At 38.5% G+C, this 16,385-nt stretch carries 14 protein-coding genes; 12 read left to right on the forward strand and 2 right to left on the reverse strand.

The annotated features are described in order from the left end of the window. Positions 1 to 226 precede the first annotated feature (226 nt). From FOR85_RS06745 to FOR85_RS06780, 8 genes are all read left to right on the forward strand, one after another. Positions 227 to 1,264: a hypothetical protein gene (locus FOR85_RS06745; protein WP_144297262.1), complete on the forward strand. Its 1,038-nt coding sequence runs from the start codon at positions 227 to 229 to the stop codon at positions 1,262 to 1,264. Then, positions 1,261 to 2,337, forward strand: coding sequence for a glycosyltransferase family 4 protein (locus tag FOR85_RS06750; RefSeq protein ID WP_144297263.1), 1,077 nt, complete (start codon positions 1,261 to 1,263; stop codon positions 2,335 to 2,337). Before FOR85_RS06745 ends, FOR85_RS06750 begins: the two co-directional genes overlap by 4 nt. A 32-nt stretch (positions 2,338 to 2,369) precedes the next feature. Next, positions 2,370 to 3,443 (forward strand): glycosyltransferase, encoded by a 1,074-nt coding sequence (locus FOR85_RS06755; RefSeq protein WP_144297264.1) that lies wholly within the window; start codon positions 2,370 to 2,372, stop codon positions 3,441 to 3,443. Next, positions 3,430 to 4,569 (forward strand): glycosyltransferase family 4 protein, encoded by a 1,140-nt coding sequence (locus FOR85_RS06760; RefSeq protein WP_144297265.1) that lies wholly within the window; start codon positions 3,430 to 3,432, stop codon positions 4,567 to 4,569. Before FOR85_RS06755 ends, FOR85_RS06760 begins: the two co-directional genes overlap by 14 nt. A 76-nt stretch (positions 4,570 to 4,645) precedes the next feature. Continuing rightward, entirely contained in the window at positions 4,646 to 6,169 is a 1,524-nt protein-coding gene (locus FOR85_RS12905; RefSeq protein WP_144297266.1) for a hybrid nucleoside-diphosphate sugar epimerase/sugar transferase, read from the forward strand. Between the two features lie 38 nt (positions 6,170 to 6,207). Continuing rightward, a complete protein-coding gene (locus FOR85_RS06770; RefSeq protein WP_144297267.1) occupies positions 6,208 to 7,662 on the forward strand; it encodes a capsule assembly Wzi family protein in 1,455 nt (484 codons plus the stop codon). A 261-nt stretch (positions 7,663 to 7,923) separates the two neighbouring features. Next, positions 7,924 to 8,820 carry a bifunctional methylenetetrahydrofolate dehydrogenase/methenyltetrahydrofolate cyclohydrolase FolD gene (gene folD, locus FOR85_RS06775; protein ID WP_144297268.1) on the forward strand — a complete coding sequence of 299 codons (897 nt, stop codon included), beginning with the start codon at positions 7,924 to 7,926 and terminating at the stop codon, positions 8,818 to 8,820. A gap of 95 nt (positions 8,821 to 8,915) precedes the next feature. Beyond that, on the forward strand, positions 8,916 to 9,434 hold the full coding sequence (locus FOR85_RS06780) for a phosphate-starvation-inducible protein PsiE (protein ID WP_144297269.1): 519 nt from the start codon (positions 8,916 to 8,918) through the stop codon (positions 9,432 to 9,434). Positions 9,435 to 9,498: 64 nt separating this feature from the next. On the opposite strand, the gene corA is transcribed toward FOR85_RS06780, so the two are convergent. Both corA and FOR85_RS06790 read right to left on the reverse strand, forming a co-directional pair. Next, positions 9,499 to 10,722 (reverse strand): magnesium/cobalt transporter CorA, encoded by a 1,224-nt coding sequence (corA, locus tag FOR85_RS06785; RefSeq protein WP_144297270.1) that lies wholly within the window; start codon positions 10,720 to 10,722, stop codon positions 9,499 to 9,501. A 126-nt stretch (positions 10,723 to 10,848) separates the two neighbouring features. Further along, positions 10,849 to 11,238: a DUF2237 family protein gene (locus tag FOR85_RS06790; RefSeq protein ID WP_068407701.1), complete on the reverse strand. Its 390-nt coding sequence runs from the start codon at positions 11,236 to 11,238 to the stop codon at positions 10,849 to 10,851. Between the two features lie 510 nt (positions 11,239 to 11,748). On the opposite strand from FOR85_RS06790, the gene FOR85_RS06795 reads away from it, so the two are divergent. From FOR85_RS06795 to FOR85_RS06810, 4 genes are all read left to right on the forward strand, one after another. After that, positions 11,749 to 13,065 carry an ATP phosphoribosyltransferase regulatory subunit gene (locus FOR85_RS06795; RefSeq protein ID WP_144297271.1) on the forward strand — a complete coding sequence of 439 codons (1,317 nt, stop codon included), beginning with the start codon at positions 11,749 to 11,751 and terminating at the stop codon, positions 13,063 to 13,065. Positions 13,066 to 13,247: 182 nt separating this feature from the next. After that, positions 13,248 to 14,537, forward strand: a complete 1,290-nt coding sequence (locus FOR85_RS06800; RefSeq protein ID WP_144297272.1) for an adenylosuccinate synthase — start codon at positions 13,248 to 13,250, stop codon at positions 14,535 to 14,537. Between the two features lie 84 nt (positions 14,538 to 14,621). Beyond that, positions 14,622 to 15,905, forward strand: a complete 1,284-nt coding sequence (locus FOR85_RS06805) for an AAA family ATPase (RefSeq protein WP_144297273.1) — start codon at positions 14,622 to 14,624, stop codon at positions 15,903 to 15,905. After that, positions 15,898 to 16,332, forward strand: coding sequence for a hypothetical protein (locus FOR85_RS06810; protein WP_144297274.1), 435 nt, complete (start codon positions 15,898 to 15,900; stop codon positions 16,330 to 16,332). The genes FOR85_RS06805 and FOR85_RS06810 overlap by 8 nt, the downstream gene beginning before the upstream one ends. The last annotated feature ends 53 nt before the right edge of the window (positions 16,333 to 16,385 follow it).

Below are 16,385 nucleotides of genomic sequence, written 5' to 3' on the forward strand. Positions count from 1 at the left end.
TATTGGGAAGTTAATGATAAAAATATTTACTATTACTTTAATAATGTTTTTCACATTATTCCCGATCAACTTTGTTTTCCTTCCTAGCTTTGCCTCAACTAGGTTAATATTAGCTTTTCTAGGTTCAGTTATTTGGTTTTTAGACTTGGTAAGAAAAAGAAAGATATATTATTATAAGTTTTTGACAGTTTTTTTTATTACATTCCTAATTTCTATTTGGTCTGTCTTGTCAGCATTCGTCCTTAGCTCAGGAAATGACTATACTTTCGTAAAGCTTCCTATAACAATTGCTGTAATGTACTTTTCATCGTATTTATGCATCTCTACAATAAATGTCTTTTATAGTGAAGTTAACTTCAATGTTGTAACGAAATATTTTATATATGCAATATTATTACAATCGTTAATCGTAGTAATTCAATTTGTTAACCCAGAGATTGCTAGTTTGATATCACAAATACAGAGGCTAACTGAAAGGCAGGTTAATATTTCTACCTCACAGTTAGAAGACGGCTCTAGATTTATCGGATTTGGTCTACTGTTCTATACTGCTAGTTTTTTTTACGGAACTGCCCTTATATTAATTGCATTTCAGTTAAAATATAAAAGTATGACCCAAGTTAGTAAGATATCCGGTCTATTGATATATTTAGTCATTTTCTTTATAGGTATGGGTTTGGCCAGATCAACAATTATAGGTTTTGCTTCTTCTCTTATTGTATTTATTTTCCCTATTAAGAGTGTTAAAAGCATTATTAATATCACATTTAAGTTTATTATATCTATAATTTTAACTATTCTAACTATCTTCATAATTATTAAAATATTTCCTACTTTTACTAAATCCTTGGAAGCACTTATTAATAATGCATTTGATTTTGTAATTGCATACATTAATACAGGTAAGTTGAGCTCAGAATCAGCTTCTGGAACTATTGACTATTTTGTTTTTCCAAATGATATAAGGACTTATCTCGTTGGGACAGGTTTGTATGAGACCTATTTTTCTAAAGGAGATTACAACTATTCAGATGTTGGGTATCTCAGACTTTTATACTATTTTGGAATACCTGGTATGATTTTATTTCTCATTGTTGAGGTAAAACTACTTAAGCTAGCATTCAAAACAAAGAAACTTAAACCTATATATTATTCTATGCTAATTATTTTGTTTATTACGAATATTAAAGGATTAACCACTTTAGCTGTTATTGCAATGCTGTATGCATTAATACCAAACAAGAAAATGGACTCATACAAATGAATGTAGCGTTTTTTATACCCGAATTGTCGAACAGAGGTGGAGTTGAAATATCAACTATAAATATTGTTAACGCTCTAGCTAGCAGCAGTAAGATTAACATTAATCTAATTGTGTTTAATGACGATTCTTTTGTATCAGAATTGCATCCTAAAGTAAATATAACGTGCCTAAATATAGCTAACTATAAAAAACAGTACTTAATATTAATTAGAAGATTTCGTCATCTTCTTATGAGTAATGAAATAGATGTGGTTGTAACTGTGGAATCAATGTCATATCTATTTAGTTTTTTTCCATTGATGACTCTGAGGAATCGTCCAAAAGTTGTTGTATGGGAACACTTTAATTATAAAAACGATAATGGTAGAAAGTCTAGAAGGTTTTTAAGGGTCTTAGCGGCAAAATCAGCAGATCTAATAGTTTTATTAACTGAAAGAGATGTCGAGGAATGGAAAAAAAACATTAATATGAGTGCAAAAATTACTTATATTTATAATATTTCTACCTTTAACAGATTTTATAATAATTACGATGTGAATTCTAAAACTATCATATCAATTGGGAGGTACACTCAGGTTAAGGGTTTTGATAGATTAATTGATATATGGAAAATATTTCAAAATAAGTACAGTGTTTCTGACTGGAGGCTCAATATCATTGGTTATGGAGATGATAAAGAGTCCCTTCAAAGTTTAATTGATGATTCGAATGTTGAAAGTATTAATCTTATTAGTAGTGAGAATATAGATATAAATTACGTCAATGCTAGCTTTTATTGTATGACTTCATACTATGAAGGGTTGCCTATGGTATTAATTGAAGCGCAAAGTTTTGGATTACCGTCTATAGCTTTCGATATATTTACAGGACCATCCGAAATATTGGATGAATCTACAGGGATTTTAATTAAAGATAGCGACTTAGAAGCTTATGCTGATGCAATCTATAAGCTTATATCTGACCCTGAATTAAGAAGAAAGATGAGTATAAGTGCACTTCAAGCCAGTAGTAGGTTTTCTAAAGAAATAGTTATAGAAAAATGGATTGATGAACTAGAGAAAATAACAAGCTGATTTTAGTTGATGAAAAGGCACTTACGGAAATTATGAAAAAAATATTGTATGTAATAACAGGCTTAGGTTTAGGTGGTGCAGAGAAGGTTGTAATTGACCTTGCTGACCAAATGAATGCTCTAGGTCATAATGTAAAGATTGCTTATCTAACCGGCGAAGTTATAATTAAGCCCAGTTCTCCAGATATAGAGATTATTGCTTTACATTTAAATTCAGTAAAAGATTTCTTATCAGCATCAAAAAAATATCGAAAACTGGTTAAAAGCTTTCGACCTGATGTAGTCCATGCACATATGGTGCATGCTAATATATTTGCTCGGCTAAACCGTACTGTTTTTTCAATCCCTAAATTGATCTGTACTGCTCACAGCTCTAACGAGGGTGGCAAAGTACGTATGTTAGCTTATCGTCTAACTAATCACTTGTCAGATATAAATACTAACGTTAGTCAAGAAGCAACTCAAGCAATGATCAATAAGGGCGCCTTTACTAAGAGTAGTGTTATCACAGTATCTAATGGCATTAATCTTAATAGGTTTAAGAATAAACCTAAAAGTATAAGGCGAGAGAAAAATACGTTAAATTTCATAGCTGTAGGTAGGTTTACTGATGCTAAAGCCTATCCTAATCTAGTTAATGCTTTCGCAATACTTAAAAATAATAATAATAGAGCTATCAATCTGACTATCGTGGGTGATGGCGAACTCAGATCTCAGATTGAATCTTTAATTAAAGAATTAAATTTAGATAAAGATATAACTTTATTGGGTAGACGCTCTGATATTCCAGAACTGTTGAGCCAAGCTGATATCTTTGTATTAGCATCTAAGCACGAAGGTTTACCTACCGTAGTGATCGAAGCAATGGCTTGTGAATGCTACGTAGTCGCAACAGATTGTGGTGGTAGCGCTGAAATTCTAGGAGATACAGGTCAATTAGTGCCTATCGAAGATAGCCAAGCATTGGCTGATGCTTTACAGAACGCTATAGCTTTGAGTGTTGAAGATAGAACGCAGAACAATGAGAAAGCAAGAGCGCGGGTTGAGCAACTCTTTTCTTTAGAAACATCTGTACAAAAATGGTTAGCCTTATATGAAGCAGAATAAAAAGATTGTTCTAATAGGTACAGCAGCAAGTAGCACTATAAATTTTCGCAGCGACTTGATTAAAGAGTTACAACAAAATTCATATAAAGTTTATGTCTTTTCATCCGAATATACCTCGCAAGAATTAGAAGCTATACAGTCACTTGGTTCTATACCTATGACTTATAAGCTCAATCGGAGTGGCTTAAACCCTATTGCTGATATTAAATCAACTCTCGCATTGGCTAATGAAATCAGAAAAATAAAACCAGATCTGGTTTTTTGTTATTTTTCAAAACCTGTGATTTTCGGTACTTTAGCAGCCAAACTAGCTAGAGTGCCAAAAGTCATAGGTATGTTAGAGGGTTTAGGTTATACCTTTACCGAACAACCTAGAAGTATTAGTAGAAAAACCAAGCTTATCAAAAAGGCGCAGATATATCTTTATAAATTAGCTTTGCCGCAGCTGGATAAGCTTATTTTCCTAAATCCTGATGACCCAAAAGATTTATTAAGAAAGCATAATATAAAGGTTAAGCAAGCTGAGATATTAGGTGGCATAGGTTTGAATCTTTCAGATTACAGCTTTTCCAACGATTATCCCAAAGACATTACATTCATATTCGTTGCTAGATTGCTTGCTGAAAAAGGTATTCATGATTATATTGCTGCTGCAAAAATTGTAAAGGACAGCTATCCAGAGATTAAATTTGTAGTATTGGGGGCTGTGGATAAAGAAGCTTTAGGAGCTTTGAGAGATTCTGAGCTAAAGCAAGTCGTAGAGAACGATATTATTCAATATCCAGGTCATGTCAATAATGTGGCAGAGTGGATAGCTAAATCTAGTGTATTTGTTTTGCCTTCTTATTATAGAGAAGGTGTGCCTCGTAGCATTCAAGAAGCAATGGCAATAGGTCGAGCAGTGATAACTACTGATGTACCAGGCTGTCGCGAGACAGTAGCAAATGGGGTAAATGGTTTTTTAGTTGAAAAATGGAATCCTCAAGCATTAGCAGAAAAAATGATTTATTTTATAGAGAATCCTGAGAAAGTCGCGATAATGGGTTATGAGAGTTATAAAATTGCGCAAAAGAAATTTGATGCTACCGAAGTCAATAAACGCTTATTAGCTATTTTAGATGTTTAGTATTTAGTAAATACTAAACGTAATAAACTTTAATCTCTCAGGCAGATTAAAATTTAGAGAGGATAAAGGAAAGAGCATGAATATATTAATAACGGGTGCTAACGGTTTCGTAGGTCAGTCATTGGTTAATAATTTACTGAATAATACGAAACATAAAGTTATAGCTGGTGTTCGTAAGATTCCTTTAAAGAAGTTTGAATGTGAATATAGGCTCATAAACAATCTAGAAGATAAGATGATATCGACTAATGTTTTTGAAGATATAGACGTGGTCATTCATTCAGCTGCTCGCGTGCATATAATGGATGACAAGTCTACCGATCCTTTAACTGAGTTTCGTAAAGTAAATGTGGAAGGAACTTTAAATCTAGCTCGCCAAGCAGCTGATGCAGGTGTAAAGCGTTTTATATTTATTAGCTCAATTAAAGTTAATGGTGAAGGCACGAAGAATGGTAAACCTTATACAGAAGATTCTAAGCCTAATCCTATCGATCCTTATGGCATCTCAAAATATGAAGCCGAGCAGGGTCTGCTCGCATTAGCAGAGACGACATCATTAGAAGTTGTAATTATTCGTCCGACCTTAGTTTATGGCGAAAATGTTAAAGGTAATTTTCAATCGTTAATGAAATGGACTTATAAAGGTCTTCCTCTCCCAATAGGCGGCATTAAGCAAAACTTACGCAGTCTGGTATCTGTAGATAATTTAGTTGATTTTATCATTACCTGTATTGACCATAAAAATGCTAAAAATGAAGTGTTTTTGATATCTGATGATGATGATATTTCTACAGCTAGTTTATTAGAAGAGATATCAAAAGGTTTAGGCGTTAAAAACAAAGCGGTAAACATACCTCCTAAATTGATTGATACGGCAGCGAGTGCAGTCGGTAAATCAAGTGTCGCTCAAAGGCTATCAGGATCATTGCAAGTTGATATTAGTAAGGCTAAAAATTTGTTAGATTGGAAGCCTAAATACTCAACTAGTGAGTCGATCAAAAAGACTGCTAAGTCTTATAAATCAAACTTAATGGCTTCTAAGTCTATGGTTTTACAGAGACCTTTGGATATTATGTTTTCAGCGACCGGTCTAGTAGTAGCCTCACCATTGTTAATTGGTGCAACCGCTATTGGTTACTTGGATACAGGCTCGCCTTTGTTTATTCAAGAAAGAGTGGGTAAAGATCAAAAGCCATTTAAGCTTATTAAGTTCCGTACTATGAAGTTAGATACAGCTTCTGTAGCTAGTCACTTAGCCGATAACAGCTCAATCACTAAACTGGGCAAAGTGTTACGCAAAACCAAAATCGATGAGCTACCACAGCTTATCAATGTACTAAAAGGTGAGATGAGCTTGGTAGGTCCGAGACCTAACCTTTTTAATCAAAAAGACCTTATCGAAGCTAGAGAAGAGATGGGAGTTTATAACGTCTTACCAGGTATCACGGGTCTGGCTCAATTGAGTGGCATCGATATGTCTACGCCCGAACGCTTAGCTAAAAAAGACAAAGAAATGATTGATACTATTAACCTTAAGAACTATTTTTCTTATATACTGAGTACCGCTTTAGGTAAAGGTAGTGGCGACGCAGTTAAATGAAAAACAATATAATCTCAGTTATTCGGAAGTAATCTATCATGTATAAAAAGCTAAGTCTGGTCCTAAGTTTGAGTGTCTTATCCTCAGTGTCGATGTTGGCATCTGCACAAAACCTGTATATGAACGATCTTAAGCTTAAGGCAGATCTTGACTGGCTAAATGCTCAAGGAGTCGCCCACATTAGCACTAGTACTTGGCCGCTGACTGCCAATGAGATCAAACGTGCTTTAAATACAGCTAATGCTCAGACGCCAGTGCAGCAGCAGATCCTGCAGTCGGTACAAGCACGATTGATTCAGAACCGTGACTCAGTGGTAAAAGGCTCTGCAGCCCTGCATATACAAACCGATAGAGACCAGCTACCACAAAAATTTGCTGATGATAAGCTGGCGGGTCAACAAGCAAGCGTTGGCGTGTCGCTTAGCGAAGCAGAGTGGGAATTTAATTTACAAGCCAACTTGAAAAATGACAAACTTATCGATGACAGCTCGGATGTTAGCTTTGAGGGCTCGTACCTTGCTGGTACCGCAGCCAATCAATGGTTAATCGCGGGTAAGATTCCAACGTGGTGGGGCCCTGGGCATGATGGTAGCCTTATTCGAGGAGGTGCAAGCTTGCCGGTAGCAGGTTTTACCATGCAGCGAGATCAACAAACAGCACCGACGTCTAAGTATTTATCGTGGGTTGGACCTTGGCAGTATCAGCTATTTGCTGGTCAGTTAGAGGATTATGAGGCGATTCCTGATGCTAAGCTATTTGGTATGCGCCTAACAGCTAATCCTACAGACTGGTTAGAATTAGGGGCTTCACGTACCTTTATGTGGGGCGGTGAGGGTCGTCCACAGAGTTTCAGTTCTTTTACTGATGCTCTATTAGGAACAAAAGATAACAATGATGATCCTAATATTAGCACTGATGAAGACCCTGCCAATCAGTTAGGCGGTTTTGATGCGCGTTTAGATTTAGCGCCATTGATGAATGTACCGGCTGGCGTTTATGCTCAATATGTGGGTGAAGATGAAGCAGGCGGCTTGCCAGCTAAAAACATGTATTTAGCTGGTGTTGATTATGCTTCTGCTGCTTATGGTAAGCCTTATCAGCTATATGCTGAGTATACGGATACCCGCACTAGTGGCGATATTAAAGGCATCTCTTATGAGCATTACATGTATAAAGATGGTTATTATCAGCAAGGCTTCCCATTAGGCTATGCGCTAGGCGGTGACGCGGAAAGTATTGCGCTTGGTGGACGTTTGTGGCTCGATAACCGTAATTTCATTAATGCAAAAGTACAACATGCCAAGGTAAACCAAGCGGAGCGAAGTACCAATCAAGCATTCCCAACGACTGATAGGTTGACGAGTATTGATGTGGCTTGGGAGCATCAGTACAACTCCAAAGCGCTTATCTCCAGCCGAATTTGGGCCGTAGATTCAGATATTCAATCGACTGATGTCGGCGTAGGCGTAGGTATAGAATTTCATACTTATTAAATGACTGTTTAATAAGTTTACGAACATAAAAAGTCGGTCTATTATAATTAATAGGCCGATTTTTTATAGTGAGTTTACAGATTTTAAAGTAAGGACTGTTAATAGGGCGCTAGGATTTCTTAGCTCAGACAGGTACAATATAGTCTCGATCAACGGTCAAAAAGAATTGACCGAGCATAAGACAGGCATGCAAAAACTTGCAGGCGCTGTCTTTATTTTTATCGCACCCTATTTTTTCTCGCACCCTTTATTGGAGTTACTATGTCAACTGCGTCTATTACGTCAACTGCCCAAGGATCTGCTACCGTTTTGGACGGTAAAGCACTTGCTAAACAAATAGAACAGCAACTGAGTGCGCGTGTAGAAGCTATTAAAGCGAAAACAGGCCGTACCCCAAGCCTAGCGACAATATTGGTCGGTGACGATCCTGCGTCTGCGACTTATGTGCGTATGAAGGGCAATGCTTGTAAGCGTGTCGGTATGGATTCTATTCGCGTTGAAATGCCAAGTGCGACAACGACTGCAGAGCTGATGGCAAAAATAGACGAGCTTAATAGCAATCCAGACGTTCATGGTATTTTACTGCAGCACCCAGTACCGGCTCATATCGATGAGCGTGCTTGCTTTGAGCAGATTGACTTGGCAAAGGACGTCGATGGTGTGACTTGTTTGGGCTTTGGCCGTATGGCGATGCAGCAGTCCGCTTATGGCTCATGTACGCCGCAAGGTATCATGCATTTACTAGAGCATCATAATATTGAGCTTGCTGGCAAAGAAGCCGTGGTCGTAGGGCGTAGTGCCATTTTAGGTAAGCCAATGGCGATGATGTTATTAAATGCCAACTGTACCGTAACGATTTGCCATTCAAGAACGCAAGATTTAGAATCGCATATTAAGCGTGCTGATATCGTGGTTGGGGCAGTGGGCGTACCAGAGCTGATCAAAGCTGAGTGGATCAAAAAAGGGGCTGTGGTAGTCGATGCAGGTTTTCATCCCACCGACAATGGCGGTGTTGGCGATATCGAGTTGCAAGGCGTAGAAAATATCGCTAGTGCTTATACACCAGTTCCCGGCGGTGTTGGACCGATGACCATTAATACTCTTATTCGCCAAACTGTTTATGCAGCTGAAAAATCAGCAGGCTTGGATATTAGCTAAAAAATAGCCATGTGAGTGCTGATTGCCGATAGATAAAGGGGCCTGATTGATAGAGTCAGGCAAATCAACCATCTCTTCGTTGATAGGATCTAAAAATGGCTAAAAAAGACGTAGGTATTCATGAGCGACTACAAGGTATTGGTAGAGAGTTTGTCGATATCTGTCATTACGTTATTTTATTTTTAATCAGTGTGGTGGTGGTCTGGACGGCAGGTAAAGAGTTCATTTATATTGTCCAAAAAGGCTCAGCGGATCTAAAAGATATTTTGATGCTGTTTATTTATCTTGAGCTACTCGCTATGATAGGGATTTATTTTAAAACCCATCGATTGCCCGTACAGTTTTTGATATTTATCGCCATCACCGCATTGTCGCGACATCTGGTCGTTGATGTGCAGGCAGTGTCAGATTATTTTCATCTATGGCTATTGGCAACGATCTCTGTGGCAATCATGCTATTGAGTGGTGCTATTGTCATATTGACTTGGACGGCAAAAACCTTTGGTCGTCCAGAGGACAATCTTGATAGACAGTATGCAAATTTGACAGTCAATGCCATGCTGCCTGACAATGCGCAAGCCCCAGACAGCTATACTAAGCACCGCCGTGAGTAATGAGGCACAATCAGCACAAAAAAGGGCTACCACTGGCAGCCCTTTTTTATGTATGAATGAGTTATCACAACCATTTGAGTTTCTTAAAGTTGTAATACAAGAAGCTACACAACGCGATGATGATAATCATAATAACGAAGTAAGCGTATTTCCAATGCAGCTCAGGCATAAAGTCAAAGTTCATTCCATAAATGCCAGCAATAGCGGTTGGGACGGCAAGGATACCCGCCCAGGCGGCAAGTTTACGAACGACTTCGTTTTGTCCCATATTTACCATGGCGAGGTAAGTATTCATGACCACGCTAAGCATTTCATTTAAGCCATTAATCGCATCTAAAGAATGTAGTAAATGGTCATTCACATCTCGGAAATAAGGTTTTGCAGCATGGGAAAACGGCGATATCAAATCGCTTTTATCGTGATTAATAAAGAAACTACAGATATCTTGCACCGGCAAAATCACCGCACGCATATGCACCAGCTGGGATTTTAGTTCATACAGATTTCTAAGCGTTTCTTTATTAAACTCATAAGTAAAAATGTTACGTTCTTGCTCACGCAGATAACTGCCTAAGCGATCGGTAATCGGCATATAGTTATCCACGATAAAATCGAGAATAGCGTGCAAGACAAATATCGGTCCCATTCTGAGCTTTTCTGGGCGGCGATGGCAGTGCTCGCGGACAGGTGCGTAGGAGTTGGATGGACCATTGCGAATGGTGATTAAGTAGTTTTTGCCCATAAATATCGCCGTGGTGCCATAGCGAATGACATTGTCTTCGAGTTTGGCGGTACGCAGCACCACGAATATCATGTCATTATCGTAGTTTTCAACTTTTGCGCGCTGATGGTCAGCAAAGGCATCTTCAATGGCTAGTTCGTGCAACTCAAAGGCATCTCTCACTTTTACCATGGTCTCTAAACTTGGATCATAAAGACCAAGCCAGATAAATTGCCCGCTATTACTTAAAGCGCGACTGACATCATTTAGGCCAATTTTATTGACTTTTTCACCGGTTTTACGCGAGTAGGCGTAGCAATTGACCACTTCGTCATCGCTCGATAAGTCGATATCTTCATAGCGCTCAGAGTCGGGGTCATAGACGGTCATTGTCTCAATCGTATCTTCGACCGTCGCATCGGCATCGCCATAAATATAGCTGTCATAGCTGGCATAATTGTTTAAATAAGAGCGCTCATCGCCCATGCTGGTGTCGATAAGGCTGACATTAGAGTCAGGTGTGATACGCGTTGTCGGTTTGACAATCAGGTCATCATCTTGGTTCATACCTTCTCCTTTAGTCGGTGGCTAATATTAAATAAATGTTAAATAAACGTGAAAATGACATGGGCTAAAACATCTTTAGCCTATTAATTTATGTCCCTCACCTTTTTTATATTGCTTCTCTGCAAACTACAATGCATAGCGTTTTAGCGTGTCGATATCCACCAAGCTTAATAAGCTTTCGTGACAGGCTTCGAGCTTTATTTGCGGGGCAATATCGAAGTCTAATGCTTCAACCCAGCGTAGCGCGCAGATACACCAGTAATCACCAGGTTGCAGTCCAGAAAAACCATACTCAGGCAGCGGCGTAATCAAGTCATTACCACGACTGGCAGAAAAGTTTAAAAATTCACTGGTCATCTTCGCGCAGACGGTATGCTGACCGACGTCATGGTTACCGGTATGACAAAAGCCATTGCGGTAATAGCCAGTAATAGGGTCAAAACAACAGCTGGCGAGGGCAGTGCCAAGGACGTTGGTTTGGTTGATGGCAGGATTTGGATGGTAATCAGATGACATAAGGCTTTCCGAGATAAAAATATGCTTTAGTGTAACATGAGTCTAGCGGTAAGACGTTATCAAACAACAGATGGTAAACGCTTTACAGGGTTTAAGTACGGTTTATGAGACAGGCTGTTTCTTTGTTAAAGAATAAGTTTAGGAGACAATGAGTTCATTACATCATGCGTTCGCAAAATAATTAGATAGTAATTGGGTTCAATTGTCACTAGGCGAAGCTTGGCTGCTATGCTAAACTAAAGCATAAAGTGCCTTGATTATTTATCGATTATTTATCCTAGTTTTCTATCGCATAAATTTTAGCGCATAAAGATACTCGTCTTATCATCCTAACTTATACTTATTACTCACCCTTTTGCGGTCACCTAGTTTGCTTATAGATAATTGGGTCGGTGATGTTGCGCGTCAAAAATACAAAACGCCTTATATCACTGCCATTATAAATACGACCTTTTAGTACCGCATCAGTACCGCGTTTTTGGTAAGCGCTACGCCAAACAAGGATTCATTGTGTCTGTCAGTTCTGATTTTGCAAAATCTGCCCAGTCAAATACGACAAAACCAGCGGCGACTCAGCCTGCTGATAACCGTGCTGCCGCTAATGGTCTGCCATATCTAAGCAATTTTGCCAGTGACGTTGCCAATAACAGCTGGCTGCTGCCTGATGGGGTCGTCGATGTATTGTTTGAAGATGCTCATAAGCAAGAGGTACTGAGACATCAATTGATCCAGCAGCTTATTAGCCATGGCTATGAGTTGGTCAATCCGCCCATGATTGAGTTTACCGAATCGTTATTGAGTGAAGCCTCAGAAGATTTAAAGCGCCAAACCTTTAAGATTATTGATCAGCTGACCGGTCGTTTGATGGGCGTGCGCGCCGATATTACGCCACAGATTTTGCGTATTGATGCCCATCACGGCGGTCATGGTATTGCGCGTTATTGCTATGCAGGCGACGTCATTCATACCTTGCCTTCAGGGCTCTTTGGCTCACGCACACCGCTACAACTCGGTGCAGAGATATTTGGTTGCGGCGAACTTGCAGCTGATATTGAGCTGATAGATGTACTGTTTAGTATGGTCAATAGCTTGGATATGAGCGCAGCGCTACATATTGACTTGGGTCATGTGGCGATATTTAAGCGTTTGGCGGCACTGGCTGAGTTGTCAGATAATGACACCGAGCAATTGATGAATCTGTATGCCAATAAAAATTTACCAGAGCTAAAACGTGTCTGCCAGCTATTGACAATGGGTAATGATTTTTACGCATTGGCGCGTTTTGGTCACGATATGGCAAAGTTATTAGACACGCTGTCAAATACTGCTAAGCAAGATACACACATCGTGACGGCTGTCGATGAGTTGCAACGTCTAAAGACTCATTTAGAAACGCAGTGGCAGACGCCAGTCAGTATCGATGTGACCGAACTGTCGGGCTATCATTATCATACCGGTATTATCTTTAACGGCTATATCAATAGCGAAACCCAGCCGCTGGTACGTGGTGGGCGCTTTGATGGTATGCAAAGTGTTGGTCAATTAAGCGTAAAGCAGCCCCGTCAAGCGACAGGCTTTAGTATGGATGTCAGCCGTTTGTTGGCGCATACGCAGCTTGAGTTACCAATTATTGTATTGGTTGATTATGAGGCTTTACAGCAAGCTAATGCTGATAAAGCGCAAATGCAGAATCTATTGCAACAGGTCACAAGCTTACGTCAGCAAGGTTACCGCGTCACTATGCCATTAACGGCTGATGACCGTCCAACAGCGCTAACGCACCGTTTAAACTTTGTAGATAATGAGTGGCGTCTAGAAGCGGTTTAAATTTAAAAAAACCGTTACGCTCACAATTAGTTTGCATAAGGCTTATTTATCGAAGCTTATTTATTAAATTTTGAAAAACAGACAGTGAATAACATATCATTTCTTAGTGCTAATTAAGTTTTGCTAGGTTGTTTTAAAATTATTGCTGCACACACCTCAATACATAAAGGTAAGGATTAATCATGGGTAAGAATGTCGTAGTTTTGGGTAGCCAATGGGGCGATGAAGGTAAAGGTAAAATCGTTGATTTACTGACCGAAAAAGCCTCAGCCGTTGCACGTTTCCAAGGCGGTCATAATGCCGGTCACACCTTAGTTGTCGATGGCAAAACCACCATCCTACATCTGATTCCTTCAGGTATCTTGCGTGAAGGCGTAACCTGCTTCATCGGTAACGGCGTGGTGCTTGCACCTGACGCTCTATTAAAAGAGATGAAAGCCCTAGAAGAGAAGAATGTGCCAGTCCGTGAGCGCCTACGTATTTCACCAAACTGCCCATTGATCATGCCTTATCACGTGGCGCTTGACCAAGCACGCGAAGCTAAGCGCGGCACGGGCAAAATCGGTACCACAGGTCGCGGTATTGGTCCAGCTTATGAGGATAAAGTTGCGCGCCGTGCAATTAAACTTGCTGACTTGTTCCGTGATGACTTAGAAGAAAAACTACGTAATTTAATTGAATATCATAATTTCCAACTGACTCAGTACTATAAAGTGGACGCTATTGATTTTGATGAGACCTTTAAGCTTTGCCAAGAGTGGCGCGAGGAAATCAAAGGCATGGTTACCGATGTGACCGAAGACCTAAACCAATTACGTCTTGCTGGCAAAAACTTAATGTTTGAAGGTGCGCAAGGTACCTTGCTTGATATCGACCACGGTACTTACCCGTTTGTCACCAGCTCTAGCGTCACTGCGGGCGGTGTATCGACTGGTACAGGTATCGGTCCCTTGTATTTAGACTATGTATTGGGTATTACTAAAGCTTACACTACGCGTGTTGGTAGTGGTCCATTCCCAACTGAATTGTTTGATGATGTTGGTGCTCATTTGGCCAAAGTCGGTCATGAGTTTGGTGCAACCACCGGCCGCGCGCGTCGCTGTGGTTGGTTTGATGCTGAATCATTACGCCGTGCCGTGGTACTAAACTCTATGTCAGGTATCTGTCTAACCAAGCTTGACGTATTAGACGGTCTAGAAGAACTGCTAATCGGTGTCGGTTATAACTTACCTGAGACGGAGTGTGCAGGCGCACATGATGCTGAATTCTATGAGTCAGTCACGCCTAAGTACGAAACCCTACAAGGCTGGAGTGAGTCAACTGTTGGTATCACAAGCTATGATGACCTACCAGAAAACGCTAAAATTTACATCAAACGTATCGAAGAGCTGATTGGTTGCCCAGTTGATATTATCTCAACCGGTCCTGACCGTGAAGAAACGATTGTATTACGCGATCCGTATGATGCGTAGATAGTGTTTTTATAAAAATAATATGCTACATTAAGGACGGTTTCTACCGTCCTTTCTATATTGTGCAAGGCAAAAGGTATCTCAATGGAAAAGATAGTCATAAAGGATTTCCTAATATTTAAAGATATAGAAATGCCAATCAATAAATTTAATATTTTGATTGGTGAGCAAGCTAGCGGGAAAAGTTTATTAGCAAAACTAGTCTACTTTTTTAAAAGTATAGGAAGAAAAATATTTGAAAGTACAAGTGAGGGAGAAAGTTATGAAGATTTTATTATTTCTCTCAACGAGAACTTTTTAGACTACTTCCCTTTAAATTGCTGGAATGAAAATAAAAGTTTCACTATAAAATATTTTTACAATGAAAATTTTGAAATCGTTTTAAAGTCTGATAAAAGAAAAAATTGCAAACACAGTATTATTTTATCTGATGATTTAATTCAATTATATAAGAAATGTTTAGATATCTATGATAGCTATCAGGAGTTAATGCATAAATACGAATCTGTAGATAGCGATGATATAGATATTGATGAAAAGTTTTTTGATATAAAAATGAATGTTAGTGGTAAAATATATAACACTCTAAAAAATAACAAGGGATTTTTAGATTCTAATGGTTTTGTCCCATCTAGCAGAAGTTTCTTTTCAGTTTTAGAAAAGAACTCATTTTCCCTATTAGTTGGTAATAGACTTAATATTGATCCATTTATGAAAAGTTTTGGAAGTACATTTCAGGGTATAAAGAACTTTTATAAAAGAAATGTTTATAACGATGGAAGCTTCAATAATGAAAATATCATTAAAAAATACTTTTATGAGATACTTAAAGGTTATTATCAAGAGATAGATGGGGAAGATTGGTTAGTAGGGGATGATTATAAAGTGAGTTTTTCGAGAGCTTCATCTGGTCAGCAAGAAGCTTTTCCACTAATGCTAATGTTGGCAACTATGGCTGGTATTAAAAACCGTGTTTCATTTGATTTGCTTTTTATTGAAGAACCAGAAGCTCATTTATTTCCCAATGCACAATCACAAGTTGTCTCAGCACTACTAGCTTTAACTAATAAGTTTGATACAAAGTTTTTTATAACTACCCATAGCCCTTATATAATATCTGCACTAAATAATAGTATATATGCTAATGAACTCATTAAAGAAAAAAAAATGTCTGAAGTAAGTTTTCTAAAGATGAGTAATGGGTCATATCCGATTGATATAAATGATATATCAGCTTTTTCAGTTAGTAGTGGAATTCTAACTGATATTAAAGATTATGAATATAAAATGATAGGGGGCGATATACTAGATAGTGTTTCTAATGAGTTTGGGAAGGTCATGGATCAGCTTATGGAGTTGGATGACTGATATGGATTACAAAGGAAATACGACTAAACATAATGGTAATTTGCCCATAGAAGAAAATAAGAGTTGTTGCTATTTTAAAAACCCAAATAAAGTGATACTAAATAAGCTTAAAGTTGATGGAGGTTTAATTAAATCCTCTAAACAAGAAAAATGTGATTATATAGTGCATTGGAATGATAACTGTGTTAATTACATTGAGCTTAAAGGAGGTGACCTGATAAAAGCATTCTCTCAGGTCGAAGAAACTATCAAAATGACCAGAAAGAATTTTGAAAATTTCAATACCTCTCAATGTATCATTGTGTGTAGTCGTATACGTTTACCTAGTAGCGATAGTACCATCATTAGGCTCAAGAAAAAGATGAAAGCCCTTACTGGAACAGTTCCAATTATAAAGTCGCAAAGACACGAATATTTAGTAAAGTAGACCATTATTTTAATACTTAACTCACAGCTGGTTTTTAGCTTTTGTGCAGCCTA

Source organism: Psychrobacter sp. YGAH215 (genome assembly GCF_007280595.1).
GTDB classification, from domain to species: domain Bacteria; phylum Pseudomonadota; class Gammaproteobacteria; order Pseudomonadales; family Moraxellaceae; genus Psychrobacter; species Psychrobacter faecalis.

Excerpts from the sequence above, each read along its gene's own strand:
- FOR85_RS06750 (WP_144297263.1), top strand. The coding sequence starts at position 1,261 with ATGAATGTAGCGTTTTTTATACCCGAATTGTCGAACAGAGGTGGAGTT.
- FOR85_RS06780 (WP_144297269.1), top strand. The coding sequence starts at position 8,916 with ATGGCTAAAAAAGACGTAGGTATTCATGAGCGACTACAAGGTATTGGT.
- FOR85_RS06805 (WP_144297273.1), top strand. The coding sequence starts at position 14,622 with ATGGAAAAGATAGTCATAAAGGATTTCCTAATATTTAAAGATATAGAA.
- FOR85_RS06810 (WP_144297274.1), top strand. The coding sequence starts at position 15,898 with ATGACTGATATGGATTACAAAGGAAATACGACTAAACATAATGGTAAT.
- FOR85_RS06755 (WP_144297264.1), top strand. The coding sequence starts at position 2,370 with ATGAAAAAAATATTGTATGTAATAACAGGCTTAGGTTTAGGTGGTGCA.
- FOR85_RS06760 (WP_144297265.1), top strand. The coding sequence starts at position 3,430 with ATGAAGCAGAATAAAAAGATTGTTCTAATAGGTACAGCAGCAAGTAGC.
- corA (WP_144297270.1), bottom strand. The coding sequence starts at position 10,722 with ATGAACCAAGATGATGACCTGATTGTCAAACCGACAACGCGTATCACA.
- FOR85_RS06800 (WP_144297272.1), top strand. The coding sequence starts at position 13,248 with ATGGGTAAGAATGTCGTAGTTTTGGGTAGCCAATGGGGCGATGAAGGT.
- FOR85_RS06790 (WP_068407701.1), bottom strand. The coding sequence starts at position 11,238 with ATGTCATCTGATTACCATCCAAATCCTGCCATCAACCAAACCAACGTC.
- folD (WP_144297268.1), top strand. The coding sequence starts at position 7,924 with ATGTCAACTGCGTCTATTACGTCAACTGCCCAAGGATCTGCTACCGTT.
- FOR85_RS12905 (WP_144297266.1), top strand. The coding sequence starts at position 4,646 with ATGAATATATTAATAACGGGTGCTAACGGTTTCGTAGGTCAGTCATTG.
- FOR85_RS06770 (WP_144297267.1), top strand. The coding sequence starts at position 6,208 with ATGTATAAAAAGCTAAGTCTGGTCCTAAGTTTGAGTGTCTTATCCTCA.